Annotated in this window: 21 protein-coding genes; 10 read left to right on the top strand and 11 right to left on the bottom strand. The window is 72.6% G+C overall.

From position 1 onward, the window contains the following. Positions 1-39: 39 nt before the first annotated feature. The 3 genes from ABD817_RS12535 (at position 40) to ABD817_RS12525 (ending at position 3,566) form a co-directional block, all read left to right on the top strand. Positions 40-1,446: a serine/threonine-protein kinase gene (locus tag ABD817_RS12535; protein WP_344918006.1), complete on the top strand. Its 1,407-nt coding sequence runs from the start codon at positions 40-42 to the stop codon at positions 1,444-1,446. A 365-nt stretch (positions 1,447-1,811) separates the two neighbouring features. After that, complete coding sequence (locus tag ABD817_RS12530; protein WP_344918005.1) at positions 1,812-2,594, top strand: electron transfer flavoprotein subunit beta/FixA family protein; 783 nt, start codon at positions 1,812-1,814, stop codon at positions 2,592-2,594. A gap of 18 nt (positions 2,595-2,612) precedes the next feature. After that, positions 2,613-3,566 (top strand): electron transfer flavoprotein subunit alpha/FixB family protein, encoded by a 954-nt coding sequence (locus tag ABD817_RS12525; protein ID WP_344918004.1) that lies wholly within the window; start codon positions 2,613-2,615, stop codon positions 3,564-3,566. Between the two features lie 123 nt (positions 3,567-3,689). On the opposite strand, the gene ABD817_RS12520 is transcribed toward ABD817_RS12525, so the two are convergent. Together ABD817_RS12520 and ABD817_RS12515 are read right to left on the bottom strand one after the other, a co-directional pair. Continuing rightward, on the bottom strand, positions 3,690-4,892 hold the full coding sequence (locus ABD817_RS12520; protein WP_344918003.1) for an MFS transporter: 1,203 nt from the start codon (positions 4,890-4,892) through the stop codon (positions 3,690-3,692). A gap of 183 nt (positions 4,893-5,075) precedes the next feature. Continuing rightward, on the bottom strand, positions 5,076-5,582 hold the full coding sequence (locus ABD817_RS12515) for a TetR/AcrR family transcriptional regulator (protein WP_344918001.1): 507 nt from the start codon (positions 5,580-5,582) through the stop codon (positions 5,076-5,078). 111 nt (positions 5,583-5,693) lie between these two features. On the opposite strand from ABD817_RS12515, the gene ABD817_RS12510 reads away from it, so the two are divergent. Beyond that, positions 5,694-6,857 (top strand): cysteine desulfurase family protein, encoded by a 1,164-nt coding sequence (locus ABD817_RS12510; RefSeq protein WP_344918000.1) that lies wholly within the window; start codon positions 5,694-5,696, stop codon positions 6,855-6,857. Positions 6,858-7,031: 174 nt separating this feature from the next. Then, on the top strand, positions 7,032-8,102 hold the full coding sequence (gene mnmA, locus ABD817_RS12505) for a tRNA 2-thiouridine(34) synthase MnmA (protein WP_344917999.1): 1,071 nt from the start codon (positions 7,032-7,034) through the stop codon (positions 8,100-8,102). 118 nt (positions 8,103-8,220) lie between these two features. Here the strand turns inward: mnmA and ABD817_RS12500 are convergent, their stop codons facing one another. The 6 genes from ABD817_RS12500 to eccB all read right to left on the bottom strand — a co-directional run bounded on the left by ABD817_RS12500 (position 8,221) and on the right by eccB (position 13,245). Beyond that, positions 8,221-8,862 (bottom strand): MBL fold metallo-hydrolase, encoded by a 642-nt coding sequence (locus tag ABD817_RS12500; protein WP_344917998.1) that lies wholly within the window; start codon positions 8,860-8,862, stop codon positions 8,221-8,223. Between the two features lie 277 nt (positions 8,863-9,139). Then, positions 9,140-10,579: a WXG100 family type VII secretion target gene (locus ABD817_RS12495; RefSeq protein ID WP_344917997.1), complete on the bottom strand. Its 1,440-nt coding sequence runs from the start codon at positions 10,577-10,579 to the stop codon at positions 9,140-9,142. Between the two features lie 4 nt (positions 10,580-10,583). Beyond that, positions 10,584-10,961, bottom strand: coding sequence for a hypothetical protein (locus ABD817_RS12490; RefSeq protein WP_344917996.1), 378 nt, complete (start codon positions 10,959-10,961; stop codon positions 10,584-10,586). Positions 10,962-11,066: 105 nt separating this feature from the next. Next, positions 11,067-11,372, bottom strand: a complete 306-nt coding sequence (locus tag ABD817_RS12485; protein ID WP_344917995.1) for a WXG100 family type VII secretion target — start codon at positions 11,370-11,372, stop codon at positions 11,067-11,069. 22 nt (positions 11,373-11,394) lie between these two features. Continuing rightward, positions 11,395-11,709, bottom strand: a complete 315-nt coding sequence (locus tag ABD817_RS12480) for a WXG100 family type VII secretion target (protein WP_344917994.1) — start codon at positions 11,707-11,709, stop codon at positions 11,395-11,397. A 108-nt stretch (positions 11,710-11,817) separates the two neighbouring features. Further along, the gene (gene eccB / locus ABD817_RS12475) at positions 11,818-13,245 is read right to left on the bottom strand and encodes a type VII secretion protein EccB (protein WP_344917993.1); all 1,428 of its coding nucleotides are present in this window, start codon (positions 13,243-13,245) and stop codon (positions 11,818-11,820) included. 203 nt (positions 13,246-13,448) lie between these two features. Here eccB and ABD817_RS12470 point away from each other — a divergent pair, with 203 nt between their 5' ends. Genes ABD817_RS12470 through ABD817_RS12460 form a run of 3 tightly spaced genes read left to right on the top strand, consistent with a single transcriptional unit; the run spans position 13,449 to position 15,010 of the window. Next, entirely contained in the window at positions 13,449-13,751 is a 303-nt protein-coding gene (locus ABD817_RS12470; RefSeq protein ID WP_344917992.1) for a hypothetical protein, read from the top strand. Positions 13,752-13,787: 36 nt separating this feature from the next. Next, positions 13,788-14,597, top strand: a complete 810-nt coding sequence (locus tag ABD817_RS12465) for a hypothetical protein (protein ID WP_344917991.1) — start codon at positions 13,788-13,790, stop codon at positions 14,595-14,597. Continuing rightward, entirely contained in the window at positions 14,594-15,010 is a 417-nt protein-coding gene (locus tag ABD817_RS12460) for a YbaB/EbfC family nucleoid-associated protein (RefSeq protein WP_344917990.1), read from the top strand. The genes ABD817_RS12465 and ABD817_RS12460 overlap by 4 nt, the downstream gene beginning before the upstream one ends. 61 nt (positions 15,011-15,071) lie before the next feature. Here ABD817_RS12460 and eccD read toward each other — a convergent pair whose 3' ends face one another. Then, a complete protein-coding gene (gene eccD, locus ABD817_RS12455) occupies positions 15,072-16,457 on the bottom strand; it encodes a type VII secretion integral membrane protein EccD (RefSeq protein WP_344917989.1) in 1,386 nt (461 codons plus the stop codon). A gap of 324 nt (positions 16,458-16,781) precedes the next feature. On the opposite strand from eccD, the gene eccCa reads away from it, so the two are divergent. Together eccCa and ABD817_RS12445 are read left to right on the top strand one after the other, a co-directional pair. After that, entirely contained in the window at positions 16,782-20,747 is a 3,966-nt protein-coding gene (eccCa, locus tag ABD817_RS12450; protein WP_344917988.1) for a type VII secretion protein EccCa, read from the top strand. Between the two features lie 161 nt (positions 20,748-20,908). Continuing rightward, positions 20,909-21,100, top strand: a complete 192-nt coding sequence (locus tag ABD817_RS12445; protein ID WP_344917987.1) for a hypothetical protein — start codon at positions 20,909-20,911, stop codon at positions 21,098-21,100. 64 nt (positions 21,101-21,164) lie between these two features. On the opposite strand, the gene ABD817_RS12440 is transcribed toward ABD817_RS12445, so the two are convergent. Next, positions 21,165-23,366, bottom strand: coding sequence for a serine/threonine protein kinase (locus ABD817_RS12440; protein ID WP_344917985.1), 2,202 nt, complete (start codon positions 23,364-23,366; stop codon positions 21,165-21,167). A 148-nt stretch (positions 23,367-23,514) separates the two neighbouring features. Then, positions 23,515-24,702 (bottom strand): S8 family serine peptidase, encoded by a 1,188-nt coding sequence (locus ABD817_RS12435; RefSeq protein ID WP_344917984.1) that lies wholly within the window; start codon positions 24,700-24,702, stop codon positions 23,515-23,517. Between the last annotated feature and the right edge of the window lie 28 nt (positions 24,703-24,730).

Raw genomic sequence — 24,730 nt, 5'->3', positions numbered from 1 at the left:
TCTGCGGCACGATGGAGGAGACCGGCCGGAAGGAGTCGCATGGTCGCGGCGGACGGTGAACACCTTGGCCCCTACCGCCTGCTGTCGAGACTGGGCGCCGGAGGTTTCGGCGAGGTCCACCTGGCGCTGGACCCCGAGGGGCGCACGGTGGCGGTCAAGATCCTGCATCCCCATGTCGCGGCGGACGAGACGGCTCTGACCAGGCTGTCCCGCGAGGTCGAGACCATGCGGCTGGTCCAGGGCCCGCGTGTCGCCGAGGTCCTGGACGCCTCCCTGGAGGGGGCCCGCCCCTATCTGGTCACCCGTTACGTGCAGGGCCGCCCGCTCGGCGCGGTGGTCGCCGCCGACGGGCCGGTCCTCGATGACGATCTCGTACGGCTGGCGCGCGGCCTGGCCGAGGCCCTGGCCACCGTGCACGCCGCCGGGGTGGTGCACCGCGACCTCAAGCCCGCCAACGTGATCCTGACCGACGGCGAGCCGGTCGTCATCGACTTCGGCATCGCCTCCGCGCTCGACTCGCCCTCGGTCACCGCCTCGGGGGCCGTGCTCGGCACGCCCGGCTACCTGGCGCCCGAGGTGCTGGAGGGCGCGGAGGCCGGTGCCGAGGCCGACGTCTTCGCCTTCGGGGCGACGCTGGCGTACGCGTCCACGGGACGGCACCCCTACGGCACCGGCCCGGCGTCGGCGATCGGCTACCGCGTCGTCCATCACCCTCCCGACCTCGACGGCGTTCCCGGGTGGCTGGAGCCGGCGCTCGGCGAGTGCCTGCTGCGCGATCCCGCCGCCCGGCCGTCCGCGGACAGGATCGTGGCGTGGCTGGGCGGCGCTCCCGTCGCACGGCCGGCCCGATCCCGCCGCGACACCGCCGACGCCCGGAGGAGCGCCCAGGCCGAGGCCAAATGGCACCGGACGGCCAAGTTCCGTGACCCTCCGCCGCTCGCGGAGGCGGACGGCCCGGAATTCCGCCTCCGGGACATCGCGGTGCCGAGGAGCAGGCCGCCCCAGGACGCCGCCGACACCGACGCCGACGCCGCGGACGCCGGGGTGCGGGATCTCGGCACCCGGGAGTGGCGGCCGGGGCAGCCGCGCCCGGCGGCGGGCAGGCCCTCGCCCGAGGAGGCCCTTGAGCGCCGCAGGGCCGTCGTGCACCGCCGCTGGGTTGTCGGCACCGGCCTGCTCGTCGCCCTGACGGCCGCGACCGCGAGGGAGCCGTTGCCCGAGGTGGCACTGCTGCTACTGGCCGGGTACGGCTCGGTGCTGCTCGTCGACGCGGGCATCGCCCTGTTCGCCCACCGGAACCGCGGGCGCGCGATCCTCGACCTGGCCGCGGGGGCCGGGGCCGTCGCGCTGGGAGCGGTGCTGAGCGCGTTCTTCAGCACGTTCACCCTGGCGCTGGTGCTGGGCACCGTCGTCTTCGTCCTGGTCGGGATCCTGGTGGCCGGTTGAACGCGGCCGGGTGAGTGGGCCCGGACCGTACGCGTGGCGTGGAGCCCTCCCGCGAATACCGGAACATAGTTCGGTATGGTAGGGGAATGATCCTTGGGAAAGGTCGCGGCTGCCCGGCGAGAGCTGCGCGACCTGGTGGTTTGCACCTAAGCTACCAATGGGTAACATAAGGACGGGAGGCCGGGGCGGGGTACGTATCGCTCGGGCCACCCGCTGCCACACCGCCCGAGGGCACCTGGCGGTCTTGTTGCAGTCTTGTGGCAGTCTTGGCAGCGCGTGCACGTGCCCCGCGTGCGCGCACCGCATCCGACGTCAACCGCAGCGACGCGGTGGCGTACGCGAACACGGGAGGTCGGCCACCGGCCATGAACATTGTCGTCTGCGTGAAGCAGGTCCCCGACACGGCGACCGAGCGCAAGCTGAGGTCCGATGACAATACGCTCGATCGCGACGCCGCCGACGGCGTCATCAACGAGCTGTGCGAATACGCGATCGAGGAGGCGCTGCGCCTGAAGGAGGCCCACGGCGGTGAGGTGACCGTCCTCACCATGGGTCCCGACAAGGCGAGCGACACCATCCGCAAGGCCCTGGCCATGGGCGCCGACAAGGCCGTCCACCTGGTGGACGACGCGCTGCACGGCTCGGACGCCCTGGGCACCTCCCACGCCCTGGCACAGACCCTCAAGAAGATCGGCTTCGATCTGGTCGTGCTCGGCTCGGAGTCGACGGACGCCCGCACCGGCGTCCTCGCCGCCATGCTGGCCGAGCGCCTCGGCGTGCCGCAGCTCACCTTCGCCAACCGCGTGGAGATCGCCGACAAGGGCTCCATCTCCATCCAGCGCGTCACCGACTACGGCTACGACAGGGTCGAGGCCTCGCTGCCCGCCGTCGTCTCCGTCGTGGAGAAGATCAACGAGCCGCGCTACCCGTCTTTCAAGGGCATCATGGCCGCCAAGAAGAAGCCGGTCGAGAAGCTCGGTGTCGCCGACGCCGAGATCGACGCCTCCCAGGTGGGCCTGGCCAACTCCTGGAGCGAGGTCGCCGACTTCGCGGTCGCCCCGCTGCGCGCGGCGGGCACGGTCGTCAAGGACGAGGGCGACGGCGGCGTGAAGGCCGCCGACTTCCTCGCGTCGAAGAAGTTCGTCTGAGAGCGGGGGTTAGCTGGAATGTCCGAGATTCTCGTTCTGGTCGAGCACGTCGAAGGCCAGGTCAAGAAGGTCACCCTTGAGCTGCTGACACTCGCCAGGAAGCTGGGCACCCCGGCGGCGGTCTGGACGGGCGCGGGCTACTCTCCCGACGCCCAGGCCAGGCTGGCCGAGTACGGCGCGGAGAAGATCTACCTGGCCGACTCCGCCGAGGTCAGCGACTACGTCGTGGCCCCCAAGGCGGAGCTGCTCGCCCACCTCGTGACCGAGAGGTCGCCGATCGCGGTGCTCGTCGCCGCGACGGCCGAGGCCAAGGAGATCGCCGGTCGCCTCGCCATCAAGATCGACTCCGGTGTGCTCACCGACGTCGTGGGCATCGAGGACGGCCTGGTCGCCGACCAGTCCATCTTCGGCGGCGGCATCAACGTCCGGTCGCGGGTGACCAAGGGCGTCCCGATCGTCGCGATCCGCCCCAACGCCACCCCCGTCGAGGCCGCCGCGGGCGCGGGCGCCGAGGAGCGCGTCACCTTCACCGTGTCCGACGCCGCCAAGGGCGCCAGGATCGTGGAGCGGGTCAAGGAGGAGAAGGGCGCGCGCCCGGAGCTCACCGAGGCCGCGATCGTGGTCTCCGGCGGCCGGGGTGTCGGCTCGGCCGAGAAGTTCTCGATCATCGAGGAGCTGGCCGACTCGCTCGGCGCGGCCGTCGGCGCCTCCCGCGCCGCCACCGACGCCGGCTGGTACCCACACCAGTTCCAGGTCGGCCAGACCGGCAAGACCGTCTCCCCGCAGCTGTACATCGCGGCGGGCATCTCCGGGGCCATCCAGCACCGGGCCGGGATGCAGACCGCCAAGACGATCATCGCGATCAACAAGGACCCCGAGGCGCCGATCTTCGAACTCGCCGACTACGGCGTCGTGGGCGACCTGCACCAGATCATCCCGCAGCTGACCGAGGAGATCACCAAGCGCAAGTGACCGGCCGGGTCACGCGTACCGGCGGGCAGAGGAACGCGAGAGGGCACCGCACGCGTCGTGCGGTGCCCTCTCGGTGTTCCGGCTCTCACCGGCGGGCCAGGACGGCCCGCGGGCCCGCCGGGGTCAGGCCGCCATGGAGAGCTCGCGCCTGGGGGTCTCCAGCGGGACGACGACCGCGCGGGAGCGGGGCAGGAACCACGCGACCACGGCGATCAGGACGCCGAGTACCACGGCGAGGCCGAGGCCCACCCTGAGCGTGACCAGGTCGGAGAGGAGACCGATGATCACCGGGCCGAGGAGCAGTCCCGCGTAGCCCATCGCGCCGGTCTGGGCGATGGCCGGTCCGGGAGTGCCGGTCGCGCCGCCCGCCAGGGACATGGCCATCGGCGAGACCGTCGCCACGGCCACGCCGACGAACAGCATGGCCGAGATGGCGATCGGCGCCGTGGGGGCCGTGATGACCACGCCGAAGGTCGCGGCGGTGGCCAGGCCCGAGGCGACCATCATGCCGCGGGCGCCGAAGCGGTTCCGGACACGGTCACCGGCGAGGCGCCCGGCCAGCATGCCCGCCTCGAAGATCGGGTAGCCCAGGGCGGCGAGCGCCTCCGGCGCCCCCAGCGTGTTCCGCAGGTACAGGCCGTTCCAGTCGGCGACCGTACCCTCCACCATGAACGCGCAGAAGGCGATCACGCCGAGGAGGTAGACGACCGGGGGCATCCGGCGTCGCGGCGGCCTGGCGGCACCGCGCCCGCGAGCGGGGGCCGTCACCGGGTCGGGCAGGTAGGAGCGGCTGACGAGGGCCGCCACGGGGAGCGCGAGCAGGGCGACCAGGGCCAGGTGGACCGTGATCGAGAGTCCCGCCGCGATCGCCACGGTGCCCAGCAGGCCCGCGGAGATCGCCCCCACGCACCAGCCTGCGTGCATGCCGTTCATCAGCGGGCGGCCGTAGGCGCGCTCGACCACCGATCCCTGCGCGTTCATCGCGACGTCCACCGCGCCGAACGCCATGCCGAACAGGCCGCTCGCGGCGACGGCCAGGGGGAACGACGGCGCCACCGCGAGCAGCGCCAGGGTGATCGCGGTCAGGGGGGCCGCGACCCGCAGGATGCTCCGGCTGCCGAAGCGTGCCATCACCCCGCGCATCGACTGCATGGTGATGAGCGCTCCCAGCCCCCACACGAGGAGGGTGACGCCCACCGACGCCTCGGACAGGCCGAGTTTGTCGGAGAGCGCCGGAATGCGCACGGTCATCGATCCGCACAGCAGTCCGGCGAGCACGAATGTGAGAACCGCCCCGGTTCGAGCCGCTCTCAGGTCGCGGGTCATGACGCAATCCCTTCAATAAATGTTTTGACAAACCGGGGAGCGGGCACACCAAAGTCGGTCGCTTTCGCGCGTGCGAAAGCGACCACCAATCTTTGTGAGTGTTTCCCCCGGTCAGGTGAATGATCAGATGGGCGTCCGCAGGCCGGCGCGTCGTGGCGCCGGGGGGTCAGGCGGACGGGGCGATCAGGCGGGCAGCAGGGCCAGCAGGCGCTGTTTCAGGCCCTCGAGGTGCTCGGCGTCGTAGAGATCGGGGTCGTGGCTCGCCACGTCCCACAATCCCTCGCAGGCCAGGCGCACGATCTGCGCCGCCCCCGGGTCGGGCTCGCTGTCGAGCCCCTCGCGGTGCCACCGGGCCATCGCCACCCGCAGCGGCGCCAGAAGGTAGAGGTTGCCGGAGGCTCCGGTCACCACGGCCCAGCGGCGCAGCCTGCCGCTCCGCACGGCGGCGAACGTGGCCGCCAGATAGTTCTTGGTGTAGGTGTCGTGACCCTGGGTGGCGACGAGCTCGTCGAACTCCTCGATCAGCCGCTCGACCATGCCCTTGATCAGGGCTTCCTTCGTGCCGAAGTGGTAGAGCAGGCCGCCCTTGCTGCATCCGGCGCGCTCCGCGACGGTCGCCAGGGTGAGCGCCTGGGAGCCCTGGTCGCAGAGCAGATCCTCTGCCGCGTCCAACAGCTCTTCCCGTCTCATGGCAGTTACTGTACCGTCTGGACGGTTTAGTGGCAACTCCGGGATACAGGTCCCACGCGGGCGCGGATACGCTTGGAAGGTTGACAGCGAGTTGGGGAGGGGAATGCGGCCGTGAAGTCCGCCTATCTCGATCACGCGGCGACCACGCCGATGCTTCCCGAGGCGATCGAGGCGATGACAGCCCAGCTCGGCCAGGTCGGCAACGCGTCCTCCCTGCACGCCGCCGGCCGCCGCACCCGCCAGGTGGTGGAGGAGTCGCGGGAGACCATCGCCGCCGCGCTCGGCGTCAGGCCCAGCGAGGTCGTCTTCACCTCGGGCGGTACCGAGGCCGACAACCTCGCGGTCAAGGGCCTGTACTGGGCCCGCCGCGCCGGGGGCGCGGACCGGATCCTGATCAGCGCGGTGGAGCACCACGCCGCGCTGGATCCCGCGCACTGGCTGAGCGCCCACCAGGGCGCGACCGTCGAGCTGCTCGACGTCGACGAGTTCGGCCGGGTGCACCCGCAGACCCTCCGCGACGCCGTCGAGCGCGACCCTGCGAGTGTCGCCCTGGTCAGCGTCATGTGGGCCAACAACGAGGTCGGCACCGTCCAGCCGGTCCACGAGCTCGCCGCGATCGCGAAAGAGCACGACATCCCCTTCCACACCGACGCGGTCCAGGCCGTCGGGCAGCTTCCCCTGGTCTTCGCCGACTCGGGGATCGACGCGCTGACGCTCTCCGGGCACAAGGTCGGCGGCCCGATGGGCGTCGGTGCCCTGCTGCTCGCCCGGGGCGTCGACCCGGTGCCGGTGCTGCACGGCGGCGGCCAGGAGCGTGACATCCGCTCCGGCACGCTCGACGCCCCCTCCGTCGCCGGTTTCGCCATGGCGGTACGGACCGCGGTGGCCGGGCAGGCCGAGACCTCGGCCCGGCTGACCGGGCTCCGCGACGACCTCATCCGCAGGGTCCGCGAGGCGGTGCCCGGCGTGATCCTCAACGGCGACCCGGTGAACCGCCTTCCCGGCAACGCCCACTTCTCCTTCCCCGGCTGCGAGGGCGACGCCCTGCTCATGCTGCTGGACGCCAAGGGGGTGGAGTGCTCGACGGGTTCGGCCTGCTCGGCCGGGGTGGCCCAGCCCTCCCACGTGCTGCTCGCGATGGGCGCCGACGGGGTCCGGGCGCGTGGCTCGCTGCGCTTCTCCCTGGGGCACACCTCGACCGAGGCGGACGTGGACCGGCTGGCCGAGGTCATCGGCCTCGTCGTCGAGCGTGCCCGCCGTGCGGGCCTGAGCTGATCCGTGCCGTATGGGTGTCTGCCGTGCGGGTCTGAGTTGGTCCCGTATGGTGCAGGCTCGTTCCTCGCGGCCTCCCGGGGCCTTCGCCCGGGGCCTTCCGCGCGAACCCGCGGGTGATCCCGGGGCCTCCCGGCCCGACGGGGTGGGCGCCGGCGCGGGTACGCTCAAGGGGTTATGAGTCTTCGTGTGCTTGCCGCCATGTCCGGCGGCGTCGACTCCGCCGTGGCGGCCGCCCGCATCGCCGAGGCGGGCCATGACGTCACCGGTGTCCACCTCGCCCTCTCCGCCAACCCCCAGTCCTATCGGACCGGCGCCCGCGGGTGCTGCACGATCGAGGACTCGCGAGACGCCCGCAGGGCCGCCGACGTGATCGGCATCCCCTTCTACATATGGGACATGGCCGAGCGGTTCCACCGCGACGTGGTCGAGGACTTCGTCAGCGAGTACGCCGCCGGCCGCACGCCCAACCCGTGCCTGCGCTGCAACGAGAAGATCAAGTTCGAGGCGGTGCTCGACCGGGCCCTCGCGCTGGGCTTCGACGCGGTGGCCACCGGGCACCACGCGCGTGTCGCGGACGGCGTCCTGAGCCGCAGCCCCGACCAGGGCAAGGACCAGTCGTACGTCCTGGGCGTGCTCACCCGGGAGCAGCTCGGTCACGCGATCTTCCCGCTGGGCGACTCCACCAAGGCGCAGGTCCGCGAGGAGGCCGCGCGGCGCGGCCTCCTGGTGGCCGACAAGCCCGACAGCCACGACATCTGCTTCATCGCCGACGGTGACACCCGGGCTTTCCTCGCCGACCGCCTCGGCGCGTCGAGGGGCTCGATCGTCGACGAGTCCGGCGAGGTCGTGGGCGATCACGAGGGCGTTTACGGCTTCACGATCGGCCAGCGCAAGGGCCTGCGCATCGACCGCCCGGCCCCCGACGGCCGCCCCCGCTACGTGCTGTCCATCGAGCCGGTCTCCAACACGGTCACCGTCGGCCCGCGTTCGTCCCTCCAGGTCACGACCATCGTCGCGGAGCGGCCGGTCTGGAACGGCCCGGTGGACGAGCCGCGCGAGCCGCTGGCCTGCACGGTCCAGCTCCGCGCCCACGGCGAGGTGTACGGGTGCCGCGCCCAGCTCTCCGGCGGGGAGGTCCACATCACGCTGGACGCCCCGGCCACCGGGGTCGCGGCGGGGCAGGCCGCCGTGCTCTATCTCGGCGACACCGTGATCGGCTCGGCCACCATCGCCTCGGCCTCCTGAGCGCGTTCTCCCGGGCGCGTTCCCGGCACGTGCTCCGCGTCCCCGGGCGGTCACGTCCCCGTCCCACGGGCGCGAGGCCGGTTCCCCGCCCGGGGTTCCCCGCCCGGCGGGGCCGGTCCTACGGCAGGGTGACCGACTCGCCGGGCTTGAGGCGGCGCATGTCGGCCTTCTGCCGGTCCGACTCCATCTCCAGCCACATGTCGACGAGACGGAGCCCGAGGTCGTTGAGCAGGCCGTCGTGGGTGGAGAAGGCGCGGGCGGGACGGACCTGGCGGAGATACTCGATCATCTCCGACGCCTTCATCCACGGCGCGTTGGTCGGCACCAGGAGCGTGGGCACCTCGACACCCGGCGGGGTGAACGCGTCACCCGGGTAGAAGACCTCCTCGTCCACCAGGAAGCCGACATTGCGCACGATCGGCAGGTCCGGGTGATTGGGGGCGTGCCACTCGCCGACGACCCTCACCCCGAAACCGGCCGTGTCGAAGGCGTCGCCCTGCCGTACCACCTGGATCTTCGCGGGAACGTCGGTGAGCGTGGCGGCCACGCCCTCGTTGGTCCAGATCTCCAGGGACGGGTTGGTCCCGGCCGCCCGGCGCAGCCGGTCGGCGTCCACGTGGTCGAAGTGCTCGTGGGTGATGAGGACGGCCTGTGCCCCGTCGAGCGCGGACTCCTCACTGAAGGAGCCCGGGTCGATCACGAGGACGGAGTCGTCCTTCTCCAGGCGGACACACGCGTGCCCGAATTTCGTGAGTCTCATCCCCTCACTTTATGGGCGCGCCGGATCATGATCCCGTGGGGGGCGGCGCCGTCGCGCCTCCGTTCCGGCCCCGGCGGCGATGCCGTGGAGCGACCGCGCCGGTGGGCCGGAGAGTGCGCGAGGCCGTGCCCGGTGGATCGGGCCGGAGAGGCCACGCCGGAGTCGTACGAGGGCGTGGCGCACGGGGTGTGGCACACGGGGTGAGGCCGGGGTCGTGCCCGGAGAACGGAACGCGCGGGAGGCCGCCGCTGGAGGCGGCGCCCCCCGCGCGGTCCGGTCAGGTGATCACAGGCGGCGCGGTGCCGCCGTCGCCACCCCAGACGTCCTCGTCCTCGGTGAGCCAGGTGGAGCGCTCACGGTCCTGGTTCCCCTCGCCCGCCGCGCCGCCCATCGGCATGAACGGCATGCCGCCCATGCCCATGCCGCCACGGCCGTCGGCCCGCATGCCGCCGACACCACCGGCGCCTCCGAAGGCACCGCCGGTCCCGGCGGTGCCGCCGTTGCCGACCCAGGAACTCGGCCCCGCGGGACCGTTCGGGCCGAACGCGGTGGTGGGACCCACGCCCCCGCCGCCCCCGGTGTAGGGGGGCAGCCCGGTGCCGGGGCCGGTGCCGGGACCGAGCCCGGTCCCCGGGCCGAGACCCGTGCCGGGACCGAGCCCGGTGCCGGGACCGCCCGGCACGGTGGGCTCGAAGCCCGCCAGCTGGGTGTTGCGCGGATCGTTCGGGTTCAGGGCCGCCGGGTCGGTGGAGTACGCGGGCGGAATGGTGCCGTTCCCCGGCAGGGCGCCCGTACCGGGACCGCCGGTGCCGGGAATCCCCGCGCCGGGGTCGCCCGTGCCGGGAATCCCTGTGCCGGGGCCACCGGTGCCGGGAGCCCCCGTGCCGGGAACGCCGGGACCGCCGGGATAGGCCGGGGTGGAGACGCCGGGATAGTCGCTCCCGCCCGGAGAAACGCCCCCCGGGAAGCCGGGCAGGTTTCCGGTGCCGGGGTAACCGGCGCCGCCGCCACCCGAGTAGCCTCCGCCGAAGCCGGGCATGCCACCGCCCCCGGGGTAACCGCCCCCGCCGCCCGGGTAGTCTCCGGTGCCGGGGTAGTTCTGGGTGGTGAGCGGGGGGTCGGCCGCGGCACTCAGCTGGGGCAGGTCCTTCTCCACGGTCGCGGGAATGCGCTCGTAGAGGTTGACCAGCTCCTGGTTGAGCGCCATCAGGTCCTCGCGGGCGAAGTCGTTCGTCGACTTGTTGCTGAAGAGGTACATGTCGCCGACCTTCCCGACGGCGATGTCGTCCCCCGGGAGGAAGTCGACCGCGTCGAGGAAGCCCATCGACGGCCTGCTGGCGGCGGCCTCGATGTAGGTGGGAAGGACCTCCCTGCCGTAGTGGGTGAGCGGTGGCCCGAGCTGGCCGCAGCGGGTGGACAGCTCGTTGACCGTCTTGTGGACCAGCTGGAGCGCGTTCTGCGCCTCGATCGAGGCGTCACCGCTCCAGACCTGGGCGAGTTCGCCGGCGACCTGCCTGATCAGGAGGTGGCTGTCGCGCAGTGTGCTCGCCGCGGAACTGTAGGCGTGGCCCGCGTCCTCGATGGCCCGAGGGTTGGTCGCCTCGAGCATCATCTTGATCTCGTCGGCGCTGTAGCCGCTGTAGTGGCCGCGGCTGCCGATTCCCGGGGAGCCCTCACCGTCGAACTTGATGTGGTGAAGCGCGTGGTCGTTGCCCATCGCCTCAGCTCGCCTTGTTCGTGGTGCTGGCCTGCTCGGCGTCCTGGTAGTTGTAGGCGGCGGCCCGCAGCAGCTCGATCGCGGCCCGATACTTGGCGATGGTCTCCTGGTAGACCGCGCCGACCTTCATGTGAGCCTTGCCCGTGGTCCTGGCGAGATCCTTGGCGGTGTCCCAGGTGCCGAAGTGGGCCTCGGTCAGGTTGGTCATGGACCGCATGTCCTGCAGGGCTCCCTCGTTGGAGCTCTCCAGGCGCGCGACGTCCTCCTCCAGGGCCTTGAGGAGCTGCTTGATCCGGTCGCGCTTGATCTCGACGGCCGGACGGGCCTTGTCGAGGCCGGGCCAGGGGGACGCGCCTCTGTCTATGTCTTCGGGAGCTGCCATACCTCTCTCCCCGTTACTAAGGGGTCGCGGCACCGCCGCGACCCGGTTGGTTCTCCCCGGTGAGGTGGGTCCGCGGCACCGCCGTGACCCGCTCCGCCTCCGGGATCAGCGCCCGTCGAACATCGTGACGTTGACCTTCTCGGTCATCGCGAAGTTCTCCCTGCCGATCTCGATGACGCCACCGAGGCGCTGGAGCAGCGCGGCCATCCGGCCGGACGCGGCGTCCCACTGGGCGCGGGCGCCGTAGTAGGCCGTGCGCGCGTCGCCCTCCCAGTCTCCGAGCAACCGGTCGAGGTCCCCTTCCAGGTTCTGGAGGGTGCCTTCCAGCATCTGCCACTGCCGGGCGAAGTCGCCGGCAGAGCGGTCCATCTGGCCGAAGTCGACAAGAGTGCGGTCGAAGTCGCTAGCCATGGTGATCCCCGTTCCGAATCCGTCAGCTGTTGATGTCGGCCCCGAGCCGCCTGGACACGGCGGTCTGGTTCTCCTGGGCCGTCTCGTAGTTCTTCTGGATGTTCTTGAGCTTGATGGACAGGCCCTCGAGCTCCCGCAGGATGTTGGTCATCTCGGTGCTCCAGGCGTTGAACACGCCGTCGAAGGAGACCGCGGACTGACCGTCCCAGCCGGAGCGCAGCTCGCCCCGGTGGCCTTCGAGCTGGGTCTTGATCTGGTTGATCGTGTTCTTGGCGTCGTCGGTCTTCTGCGACGCCTCGCCAAGCCGCGAATGGTACGCGGAGGTCTTCTGGACCACGTGACACCTCCATGGTGTTCGACTGGCATGGGACTTTCGATCATTACAAAGTGGACAGCCGCCGTGTCTCTCACCAATAACGAACGAATGTACCGTTGGTAACGGGGGTCACGGTTGTCCCACGGGCACCGGGACCGCCGCCGCCGTCCGGTCGAGCGCGGGTCCCTGCGGGATCAGGTGCACGATGTGCGCGGGCAGCGGCGCGACGTCCGCGGCGGTGTAGCCGAGGCTCGCCAGCGACTCCTTCGCGGTGATCGCGTGCCGCCGCCCCTGGTCGCTGATGAGGAAGACCGAGGTGACCGAGTCCAGCCTGCCGTTGCCCGGCAGCACGCCGACCAGCGACGCGGTGCCCGGCGGGAGCACGACCTGGTCCACCGAATCCTGGTCGAACCGGCCCGCCGGCGGCGCGGGAATGCGCAGGGTGCTGCCGACGGTCAGCCGGGCCCGGGTCGATCCGCGCTCGGTGTCGGCGTAGACCGCGCACACCGGCGAGGCCGGATCGGGGGTGATGACCCTCGGCATGGTGGCGGGAAGCCCAGCGGGATCGAAACGGGTGGCCGAACGCCGCATCCCGTTCGCGGTCGCCGCGTCGATCTCCACGGCGCGCACCGGAGCCCTGCCGTACGCCCTCTTGCTGGCCGGGTCCTGGAGCAGGAGCTCGGCCTGGGCGGGGGTGAGCGCGGCCAGGCCGTCGGGGAGCAGGACGTACCACTTGGCCGCGCCGCCCGACACCGCCCGCACGGTGTAGATCCGGCCCGCGACGGAACGCGCGCCGTCGGGGCCGCGTACCACCCTGCCTCGGGCGGCGAGCGCCGGGGCGCGGAAGTCGGGGCCGATGGGCAGCGCGTTGAGCCAGGCCGCCGGGACCTGCCGGGGCTGCTCCTCGGTCAGCGCCCGCAGGCTCTCCTGCGGCACCCGCATCCGCCGGTCCGACCAGAGCAGCCAGGTCTGCGAGCCCTCCTCCACGACCATCGCGGTGTCCCGCCCGATCGGGGTGCCGCCGACCGCGAAGCCGCCGACCAGCGAGGTGTGCGGGGTACGCGTCCCCGCGGCGTCCACGCCCTCGACCACGCAGGCCGACCAGGGGGCGCGGACCAGCCGGTCGCGGGGCGGCAGCGACTCGGGGGCGCCGGGGATGCCGACCATGAGCCCGCGGGGGAAACGCGCGAGTGAGGCCGTGGTGACCGTGCGGACCGCCACGTTCTGCCCGCCGCCGAGCAGCAGCCGCGCCGAGGTCACGTTGGCGACAGGGATCATCTGACCCCGCGTCGCGCTGTAGACGAAGGTCGCGCCCGACTCCTCCTCGACGATCACCGTCCCCGGCTCGGTGAGCGCGGTGGCGCCGCCGGGCTTCAGCAGCCCGTAGATGCCGAACGCCACCGCCACCAGCACCGCGACCAGCACGCCGCAGAACGTCGCGACGTTGTGCCTGCGCATCGGGGACTCGGGCACGTCGGGCTCGCCCTGGAGCAGGGCCATGCCCAGGCGCTGGGTCATCAGCCTGTGTGCCTGATAGAGATCACGACGGGTCTGCATCCCACCTCCGCCTCGCCGGGTGCCTGGTCGCCGACAGCATAGAAGCGTGATCGGCGATCGGCGCAGCGGGCGCCGATGGTGAACGGTGGCGGTCCCGGACGTTTCCGGCTGTCGGCGACCCCGTGAACAGGCCCTTGAGGTGGGCGGGAGGGCCGGATCGGGATGGTAGGAGATGTCCGGGAACACGTGATCACGGAGGCCGCATGACCCAGGAGAAGTACGTCACCTCCTCGGCGATCGAGAGCATTCGCAAGGAGATCGAGGAGGACGTCATCCCGAGGATCAGGGAACTGCACGCGATGCTCGGCGACACGACGGTCGGATTCCCCGGCTGGGGAGCCGTCGGCGAGCTCGCGGTCGGGATGCGCTACCGGGAGGTCCAGCGGGACGTCGGGGAGAAGTTCGACGACGCCGTGGAGGTGCTGGAGTCGTGGACGGCCGCGCTGACCACCGCCCGCGTCAACTGGCGGACCGCGGAGGACAACAGCACCGTCGTGTACCAGTGAGCCGTGTACGAGTGAATCGGGGGAGGGGGATCTGACATGACCGCGAGACCGGGCGGGAGACCGAGCCCGCTGACGGCGGGCAAGAGCGCGAAGGGGGTGATCACGAACTCCACCAAGGTCCTGTCCACCCTCAAGGGCGGTGCCAGGCTGGCGCCCACGGCCTGGGCGGGCGTGGCGATCGCGAGCACCGCCGTGGCGAACGTGCCGGGCATGGCCGACGCCTACAACAACTGGGAGTCCGTCCACTCGCGCCTGGACACCGCGGTGAAGAGCTACGTCGCCGTCCTGCTCACCAAGGAGAAGGAGGGCTGGATCGCCGACGACAGGGAGGCGTTCGACGACGCCGTCCAGCGGATGCAGGAGGCGCTGGAGAGCCTGCGCGCCTACGTCAAGAACGTCGCCGGGATCGTCGACGAGCTGGGAGACGCCTACCGCGCGTACTGGCTGGCCATCGCCAAGATCGCGGCGACCCTGCTGGCCCTCGCCACGATCGCGGCGGCGATGCTGGCGACCCCGTACGCGGCCAGTGCCATGGTCAACCTGAGGATGCTGGGCACCCTGGCGAGCCAGGTCATCGCCGTCTCGACCGGCGCGCTGGGCAAGCTCGTCGCCTCGGTGGCCGGGAGCATGTCGGTCTACTTCTCCGGCAAGGCGTGGGTCCAGTCGTTCAACCTGGAGCCCACCGGCTCGGCCAAGGTCGACTTCACCAAGGCGAGGATCGACCCCTCGCTCCTGCCGTACCAGCAGGCGCCCACGGGTGCGCCCGGCCAGGCGCCCCAGCTGCCCAAGGGCGGGACGTTCGAGTGGCTGTCCCCCAAGAAAGAGATGCCGGAGCCGTACAAGTGAGTGCCCTCAACCCCGAGAACCCCGAGAACCTGCGCCTGGAGGACCTGGACGCCGTCGTACGGCAGAGCGAGGAGACGCTGCGGCGCCTCGGCGGGGTCTTCGGCGAGCTGGAGACCGTCACCGGCGAGGGGTCCGGTGCCGGTGGCCTGGCCCGCGCCCTGGTGGACGGCGCCGGGCGGATCAAGGAGATCACCCTTGAGCCGCGCATCATGCGCCTGGACAGCCAGGCCATCGCCGAGGCGGTGACCGAGGCGGTCCGCGCCGCCCAGGAGGCCGCCGCGCGCGCGAACGAGGAGCTGCTCCACGCCGCCACCGGCGACCCGCTCCCGCTGGACATGGCCGAGGCCCGGCGCCGCTTCGAGGACATCGGCCAGGATCTGGTCCGCACCCTGGACGACCTGAGACGCGACTGACCGTCCATGGCCGCCGACGGCCGCCCGCGATCACCCTGCGGGCGGCCATGCGCCGGACCGGTCAGCCCGACAGGCCCCTGATGGCCGCGTACACGTCCATGACCCCGAGCGCGAGCGGGAACAGGGCCAGGATCAGGCAGAACTCCAGGACGTCCCCCGCGCGTCCCCAGAACGGGGAGGGCCGCCGCCGGGGGAGGAACAGCGCCATCCCGCCCGCCACCGCCGCCGCGCACACCAGGCCGATCGTCACCGCGAGGGCCGAGCCCGGCACGGTGAACGCCACGCCCAGGGTCAGCGCCAGCAGCCCGGTCAGCCCCGCGCCGATCAGCCAGAGACGCTGACCGGTCCCCTGGAAGACGCGGGCGCGCATCAGCAGCGCCAGCGAGAGCGTGACCAGGGTCGCGGGGGCGGTCCACCCGCTCGCGGTGAGCAGGACCGGCAGCGTGCCCAGCGCCACCAGGGCGACGCCCGCGGTGAGGCCGGTCGCGAACCGCTCGGCCTCCGTCGCGCGCCGCCGGATGTCGGCGCCGTCGATGTCGTCGGTGTCGGCGCGCAACTCCTCGGCGTTGGCGGGCAGCGCGGGCAGCGGGAGCCGCGCCAGCCGGAAGGACGTCGTCGGGATGAGCGGCGCGCAGGCCAGGGTCACCGAGGCGGCCACCGCGGCCACCCCGGCGGTGGGCGCCCCGGTGAACATCACGACCGCCGCGCAGATCGTCCCGATCACCGCGGCCAGCCCGACGCCGAAGAAGTTGGGCAGCCCCTCGGCGACGATCCAGCCGGTCACGGTGGCGACCAGCGCGGTCACCGCGAACCCGGCCAGCAGGTTGGGCGCTCCGAACGCGGCGGGACCGGCGGGGGGAGCGGGTACGCAGGCCCCGGCCAGGAAGGCGTGGGGCAGCGCGGTGTAGCCGATGGCCGCACCGGCCCGGCCGTCGCCCACGGCCCTGGAGAGCGCGGCGCCCGCCACGACGGCGAGGATCGCGCACGCCCCGGCGAAGGCGACGACCGGTCCCCAGGGCGGTCCGCTCGCCACGAGCACCGCGACCGCGGCGACCATCGACAGCGCCGCGGCGCCCAGCCCCACGCCCCTGGTGTGCGCGGCCTGCCAGCGGCCGGTCCGTTCCTTGACACCGGTCGCCACGGTGTCGGCGACGTCGTCGAAGATCGCCTCGGGCAGCTGGGAGGAGCGGGGCAGCAGGTAGAGGACCTCGCCGTCCCTGATGCCCAGTTCGTTCAGGCCCGCGCCCGAGGGCATGGGCGCCGCGCCGATCCGCTGGAGCCCCCAGCCTCCGGCCGGCGCGACCTCCTCGGCGCTCTCGCCGGTGGCGGCGAGCAGGTCGGGCAGCAGGTGGGAGAGGGGGAGGTCCGAGGGCACCGCCAGGTCGACCCGGCGGCGCGGGGTGACGACGGTGATGCGGCACAGGGGGATTGCGGTCACCTGGTTCACAGGCCGCATGGTAGCCACCCCCGCGATCACCCGGCACCTGCCGGGGTCGAGAGGTGCGCGGTGTTCATCCCGCGATCACCCGGCGCCCGTCGGGGGTGGGAGGTTTCGCGGTGTTCGCTCTGTGATCACCCGGTCTCTATGGGCGGTGAGAGGTTCGCGGTGTTCACTCCGTGCCCGCCCGGTCCGCGGGGCGCGGGGATCCGCCTCGGCGATCGTCCGGCATCGGTGCCGAGTCGTTCCCGAGGATTCCGTCGAACATGGGGGACGGTTTCGCTACGGTGATCCGGACTGGACAATATTTGCTTAACTCACATCGGGGGCGAAGTGGGCATCGTGGTCGTCCGGCGTCCCGAGCGGCGTCCACCTCCGGTACCGCCGCGCGGCGAGATCCTCCTGGAGTCGCCGCCCGAGGTCCCGGAGACCACCTCGGCGGGGTTCACCCAGGTGCTCATGTACCTGCCGATGGTGGCCGGTGGCGCCGCGATGGGCCTGATGTTCGCCGGGGGCGGCGGCGGAAACCCGATCATGTACGTGGCCAGCGGCATGTTCGCGCTCTCCATGGTCGGCATGACCATCGGCCAGATGGGCCGGGCGGGCGGGGAGCGCAAGCAGCGGATCAACGGCCTGCGCCGCGACTACTTCCGCTACCTGTCCCAGACCCGCGCCAAGGTCAGGCGCGCGGCGAGCAGGCAGCGCGAGGCGCTCAGCTGGAACGGCCCCGACCCCGACGCCCTCTGGGCGATCGCGCTGAGCGCCCGCCTGTGGGAGCGGCGCCCCTCGGACCCGGACTTCGGCGCCGTCCGGGTGGGCACCGGCTCCCAGCGCCTGGCCGTCCAGCTCGTCCCGCCGGAGTCCAAGCCGGTCGAGGACCTGGACGCCATGTCCGCCGGGGCGCTGCGCCGTTTCGTCCGCGCCCACTCGACCGTGGCCGACCTGCCCATCGCCATCTCCCTGCACTCCTTCGCCAGGGTCAGGCCCATCGGCCCCGAGGCGGCCGTCCGCGACATGGTCAGGGCGCTCGTCGGCCAGCTCGCCGTCTTCCACTCGCCGGACGAGCTCAGGATCGCGGTGTGCGCCTCCAAGGAGTGGATGGCCCACTGGGAGTGGATCAAGTGGCTCCCGCACGCCCTGCACCCGCACGAGGCCGACGCCGCGGGGCCCGTCCGCCTCATGACCGACGACCTGGGCGAGCTCGACCGGCTGCTGGGCGCCGACTTCAAGAACCGGGCCCGGTTCAGGCCGGGCGTCTCCGCCGAGGCGCTCCCGTACCACATTGTGATCATCGACGGCGGGCACGTCCCGCAGGACTCCCCGCTGGGCGCGGACGCGATCGAGGGGGTCACCCTCATCGACCTCGACGGGACCACCACCCCGGCGGGCGAGAAGACGATGCTCAGGCTGCGCGTCACCGAGGACCTGTTCAGCCGGATCACCACCGACCAGGCGGGCAAGGAGGTCGTCACCCCGCTCGGCAAACCCGACCGGTTCTCCTACCTTCAGGCCGACGGGCTCGCCAGGCGGCTCGCCCCGCTGCGCGGCTCCCCGGCCGGGGCGGGGGGCGGCGACGCGCTCGCCGCCGACACCACGCTGGCCGAGCTGCTGGGACTCGGCGACGCCTCGGGGCTGGACCCGGCACTGCTCTGGCGTCCCAGGGCGCCGCGCAACCGGCTGCGGGTGCCGATCGGCGTCGGTACCGACGGGCGCCCGGTCGAACTGGACATCAAGGAGTCGGCGCAGGGCGGCATGGGCCCGCACGGCCTGGTCATCGGCGCCACCGGCTCGGGCAAGAGCGAACTGCTGCGCACGCTGGTGCTCGGGCTCGCCGTCGCGCACTCGTCGGAGGTCCTGAACTTCGTGCTCGTCGACTTCAAGGGCGGCGCGACCTTCCTGGGCATGGACTCCCTGCCGCACGTCTCGGCCGTCATCACCAACCTCGCCGACGAACTGCCGCTGGTCGACCGCATGCACGCCGCCCTGCACGGCGAGATGGTACGGCGCCAGGAGCTGCTCCGCGCCGCCGGGAACTACGCCTCGCTGCGCGACTACGAGCAGGCCAGGGAGCAGGGGGCCGACCTGCGCCCGATGCCCACCCTCTTCGTGGTGCTGGACGAGTTCAGCGAGCTCCTGTCGGCCAAGCCCGAGTTCATCGAGCTCTTCGTGATGATCGGCCGCCTCGGCAGGTCCCTGGGGGTGCACCTGCTCCTGGCCTCGCAGCGGCTGGAGGAGGGCAGGCTGCGCGGCCTGGACACCCACCTGTCGTACCGGATCGGCCTGCGGACCTTCTCGGCGATGGAGAGCCGGGTGGTGCTCGGCGTGACCGACGCCTACGAGCTGCCCTCCGCGCCGGGAAACGCCTTCCTGAAGTTCGACACCACCGGGATGGTCCGCTTCAAGGCCGCGTACGTCTCCGGGCCCTACACCCCCGAGCGGCGGGTCGTGCGGCGCGAGCGCGCCGAGGGGCGGCAGATCGTCCCGTACGGCCCCGCCTACATCGCGCCTCCCCTCCAGGCCGAGCCGGAGGAGGAACCGGAGCCCGTCACCGCGGGGCGCGACACGCTGCTCGACGTCGTGGTCCGCAGGCTGGGCGGGCAGGGTCCGCCCGCGCACCGGATCTGGCTGCCGCCGCTGGCCGAGCCGCCGTCGCTGGACCGGCTTCTCCCGCCCCTGTCCGTCACCCCGGACCACGGGCTGACGACCGCGCACTGGCAGGGGCGCGGGGGGCTGCACGCGCTGCTCGGCGTCGTCGACCGCCCCTTCGAGCAGCGGCGCGACCCGTACTGGCTCGACCTGTCGGGCGCCGCCGGGCACCTGGCCGTGGCCGGGGGCCCGCAGAGCGGCAAGAGCACCGTGCTGCGTACGCTGGTCGCCGGTCTCGCCCTCACCCACACCCCCGCCGAGGTGCAGTTCTACTGCCTGGACTTCGGCGGCGGCGCCCTCGCCTCGCTGGAGGGCCTGCCGCACGTCGGCGGGGTGGCCAACCGGCTGGACGCCGACCGGGTCCGCCGTACCGTCGCCGAGGTCACCGCGCTGCTCGCGCGGCGGGAGCGGGAGTTCGCCGAACGGGGCATCGACTCGATCACCACCTACCGGCGCCAGATCGCCGAGGGGGCCGTGGATCCCGGCGGCTTCGGGGACGTGTTCCTCGTGGTCGACGGGTGGCTCACGGTCCGCCAGGAGTTCGAGTCGCTGGAGCCCACGATCACCGAGCTCGCCGCCCGCGGTCTCGGCTACGGCATCCACGTGGTCGCCGCGACCAACAAGTGGTCGGAGTTCCGGCCGTCCATCCGCGACCTGTTCGGCTCCCGCGTGGAGCTGAGGCTGGGCGACGCCTACGAGTCCGAGGTGAACCGCAGGACCGCGATGGCGGTTCCCGAGGGCGTGCCGGGGCGCGGCCTCACCCGCGACGGCCTGCACTTCCTGAGCGCGCTGCCCCGCGTCGACGGCGGCGACCAGAGCGACGACCTGCCCGTCGCCACCCGGGCGATGGTCGAGTCCGTCGCCGCCGCCTGGCAGGGCACGCCCGCCCCCAGGGTGCGGCTGCTGCCCGCCGTCCTCGCGCCCGAGAGCCTGCCGGGACCCGAGGAGACCGGTGCGCGCATCCCGCTGGGCATCGACGAGAGCACCCTCTCGCCGGTGCTCGCCGACTTCGACGCCGATCCCCACCTGGTCGTCCTCGGCGACAACGAGAGCGGCAAGTCCAACCTGCTGCGTCTGGTGGCCGAGGGGGTCGTGGCCCGCCACCAGCCCTCGGAGGCCCGTCTCGTCGTCATCGACTACCGCCGCTCGCTGCTGGACGCCGCCTACACCGAGCACCGCATCGGGTACGCGGCCTCCTCGACCGCCGCGACCGAGTTCATCGGCGAGATCAGGGAGTCGCTGATCAAGCGGCTCCCCCCGGCGAACCTCTCGCCCGAGGAGCTGCGGTCGCGCGGCTGGTGGAAGGGGGCGGACATCTACATCGTGGTCGACGACTACGACGTGGTGGCCTCGGGCGCCAACCCGCTCGGCGCGCTGCTCGACCTGCTGCCCCAGGCCCGCGACATCGGCCTGCACCTGGTGCTGGCCCGCGCGATGGGCGGCGCGGGACGGGCCATGTTCGACCCGGTGCTCCAGCGGCTCAAGGACATGGCGACCCCGGCCGTCATGATGTCGGGCCACAAGGACGAGGGCGTGCTGTTCGGGGTGCGTCCTCACGCGCTGCCGCCGGGACGGGCCTATCTCTCCGACCGGAGGAGCGGCGTGCGCCTCATCCAGACCGCGTTCGTTCCCCAGCCCGATCCGGAGAATTGAGGCGTTACCGGTTCACTCCATGAACGTGCGTAACGTTCAGGGGACTTTACTGAGAAGTGTCCTTTTCTCCGGAGCCGACGGACATCAGTCCGGGCGAAAGGAAGACCTCCGCGCAGAGAGGGACGAACCCGGCCTGGCCTTCATCCGGGCCATGGCCGACCTTGACGTCCTGGGAGCCTTCCGAGGCGACGACGAGGCCGGGCCGGAGATTCGCGGGCGCCTCGGGCGGCACGGGCCACCTCGCGGCCGGGGACGAGGCCAAAGGCCACGTCGAGCACATCGGGGACGACTACCGCGAGATCGGCGGCAACCGCAAGCCGGCCCCGGGCCTTCGCCCGGGGCCGGACTCGTGATCGGGACCGGCCGTCCGGTCGGACGGCCGGTCCCCGAAGGGGTCTTCCAGGAGCGCTCGTCGCGCTACCCGCAGTTCACCCAGCCGAGGGCGGCGGAGCCGGCGGGACCGCCGCCGTTGAAGCGCACGCACTTGCCCTGGGCCGACAGGATGACCGGGCCCGCGTAGTACTCGTAGTTGCCTCGGTCGGTCCTGGTCTGGCCCCCCTGGACCTCAAGGGTGGCCCAGAGCGGGGACGCGACACCCACGTCCACGTTCTTCAGGGTGACCACGCAGACGTTCTTCGTGGCGCTGTTGAAGAGCTGGTAGGTCGTCCCGCCCTTGAACGGGGCATGTCGCTGCACCGAGAAGCCGGGCCCGCAGACCCTCTCCGGGGTGTGGGGGTTGATGCGCTGCGCCGGCGGGGACGACGACGGCCGCACGGCCGTGGGCGAGATCGGCCGCACCGTCGGCCTGATGGTCGGCCTGATGGTCGGCCTGGTCGTCTGCGAGGGCTTCCAGGACGGCTTGGCCGGGGACGCCGTCGGCTTCGCGGCCTGCTGCGTCGGCGTCGGGGGCGGTGTCGGTGTGGGGGTCGGGGTGGGCGTCAGGCCGGGAGTTCCCTGGGGCAGGGTCGGCGTCGGCGTCGGGGTGGGCCCCGGGGTGCCCGGCGGGGCCGGGGTGGGCGTGGGGCTCGGGATCGGGGTCGGCGTCCCGGTCGGGGGACCCTCCGGCTCGACGGTCAGCGACGGGGTCGGCGTCGGGGTCGGCTGGACCGAGGGCGTGGGCGACGTGGCGGTGGAGGGAACCCCGGCCGTGGGAGTCGGCACCCCGGGCACGGTCGGAGCCGTGGTGAGCGGCGCCGTCGGCACGGGCGGAGGGTTGGTGTACGGGCCGATGGTCGGGACCTGGGGCAGCCCGGTGGGGGCGTCGCTGGGCAGCTGCAGCGGCCCCACCTCCGCGACCTCGGGGTCGGGCGTCGTACCCCAGGGCACGGTCACCTTGCCCGTGGGGGCGTCCCCGGTGTTCTGCACCGGGTCCTGCCCCTGCGGCTCGTCTCGTGACTGGTCCGCCAGCCCGAGCGACACCTCGGGGAGCGCGCCGTTGGCGGAGGCCCGCTCCAGGTCGCTCAGGGCGGTGTACCGCCCGGCGGCCCACAGCCCGAGCCCGGAGAGCAGGACGATCACACCGACGCAGGCGGCCAGCGCCATCGAGAAGTTGCCCGTCCTCGGGCGGTCCTTGGCGGCCTTCGCGGGTTCCGGGGCCGGGGCTCCGGGGGCGGGGGACGCGCCCTGGGGAAGCTGCGGAGCTCCCCAGACCGACGTCGCGGGCTCCGCCTGTCGCGGTACGACGGCACCGGGGACGTTCCCGGTACCCCCCGTGTTTTCTGTGCCCTCCGTACCCGGTGTGCCCTCCCTGCCCGGCGCCCCGAGGTCCGTTCCGGGACCCGAGACGGTGCCGGAGACAAGACCGGGAAGCGAGGGGAGCGCGGGGCCGGTGGCGACGCCGGGAAGGGAAACCGGCGCGTCCTGCGCCTCCGGCTCGCCCAGCAGGCGCAGCATGGCGGTCTTGGCGTCCGGGCGTTCCCGCGATCGCTTGTCCAGGCAGGAGGCGAGGAGGGGACGCAGCTCCGCGGGAAGGGCGGTCAGGTCCGCGGGACCTTCCAGCACCCTCTCCGGCCGACCGGCGAAGGGCGGCCGGCCGGTCGCGGCGTAGACGACCGTGGCCGCCCAGGCGAAGAGGTCCGCGGGCCTGCTCGCCTCCGGCGCCGAGGGGACGTCGGCGGCGGCCTCCTCGCGGATGTGCTCGGGGGCGCGGTAGTCCGGCTCCCGCTCGCCCGTGACGGGTTCGAGCCCGATGTCGAAGACGCGGGGGCCGTCCGGGCCGAGCAGCACGGTGTCGGGGGTGAGGGACCCGTGGGCGAGATTGGACAGGTGGAGCGCGGTCAGCGCGGTGAGCGTGCCGGTGGCGAACCGCTCCAGCGCGTCGCCGGTGAGCGGCCCGTCCTCGGCCACCGCCTGCCGCAGCGTGGGTCCCTCGACGTGCTCGCGGACCACGTACGGGCGGTCGTCGAACCAGCCGACCTCCAGCAGCCTGGCGGTGTGCGCCCCGGACGCGCGCTTGGCGGCGTGCAGCTCGTTGGTGATCCGCTCCCGGGTCCGGGGGTCGGGAGCCTCCGGCTCGGCGGCGAGGAGGCGGATGACGCGGATGGTGTCGTCGTCGGGAAGATGTCCCAGGTAGACGGCGTGTCCTGGATCCGGGTCGAGCCGGCCGACCAGGATGTGCACGCCGATACGCTGAGGATCTTCAGGCAGTAATGGGTGCAAATACCCCATTGCATTCCTTCCAGCACAGCTGTCAATAAAGCCGCTTTAAGCTAATCGGGCACCATCCAACCAAATTTGCCGGACTAGATCGTCTTTTTAGTCCCGTTCGTTACGTTTGGTTCTCGACGGAGCCCGGCTGCCAGCCCCTGCGCCGTCCCATCGGGACGGCGATGCCCGCCACGGTGACCAGGACGCCCACGACGAGTGCCCCCAGCGCGACCCAGAGCGAGATCGAGATGGCCCGGGAGTCCTCGGGAGGCGCCGGGCGCACCGCGTTCCCCGGCAGCGGGGCCGCCTGGCGCGGCGCGAGCGCCACCTGCTCGGACGGCAGGATCGCCGAGACCGCGAGCAGGGGGTTCACCATCCCCGCCCCGGTGCCCGCCCCCGCGCCGCCGTCGGCGGTCAGCTCGACGCGCCGCCGTACCCGCACGTTGTCCAGCCCGGGGTGGCGGGCGCGGACCAGCGCGACCACCCCGGCCACGTACGGGGCGGCGAAGCTGGTGCCCTCCAGGTCCTCCCGGTAGGCCCGCCCGGCCCAGGTGCTCGTGACGTTCCGGCCGGGGGCCAGGACGGAGACGGGGGTGACGGCGTTGGACGAGTCGGCCCTCGCCCCGTCGGGACCGGCGGCCCCGACCGAGAGGACCCCCTCGTAGGCGGCCGGGTAGGCGGGCGCCGGGGTGCCGTCCTCCTTCTGTACGTTGCCGGCCGCGGCGACCACGACCGCGTCCATGGCGAGGGCGTAGGTGACCGCGTTACGCAGGTCGGCCTGGTCGCTCGCCTGGACCGACACGTTGATCACGTCGGCGCCCAGCTCGGCGGCCCGCACGATGGCCGCGGCCAGCCGCCCCACGTCGCCGGTGCCGTCCGAGGTCTGCTTGATGGAGATGAGCCTCGCCCGGGGCGCGACCCCGGTGAAGGGCACCCCCTTCATCTCGGCCGCCGCGATGATGCCCGCCACCGCCGTACCGTGGCCGAGGCAGTCGCGGGTCCCGGTGGCGGTCAGGTCGATCGACCGGGTCCTCCTCAGCTGGGGGTGCCGGGTGTCCACCCCGCTGTCGACGACCGCGACGGTCACCCCGGCCCCCTTGGTCAGCTCCCACACCTCGGGGAGGCTGAGCCGCCGCTGGGCCCAGGACTCCCCGATGCTGGTCGTGCCGCGTTTGGGATTGCACTTGACGGGCGCGGCCGTCCCCGCCCGCGTCTCCGCGACCTCCGTGGCCTTTGTGGCCTCCGCGAGGGCCGGGGGCGCCGCGACCGCCGCCAGCACCAGCACCGTGACGAGCATCCGACCGACCACGAAACGCCCCCAGAACAAACCAGCACAA

Source organism: Streptosporangium oxazolinicum, from assembly GCF_039537505.1.
GTDB classification, from domain to species: domain Bacteria; phylum Actinomycetota; class Actinomycetes; order Streptosporangiales; family Streptosporangiaceae; genus Streptosporangium; species Streptosporangium oxazolinicum.
The sequence above is the reverse complement of the archived record's forward strand: the minus strand, read 5'-3'. Positions and strand labels throughout refer to the sequence as shown.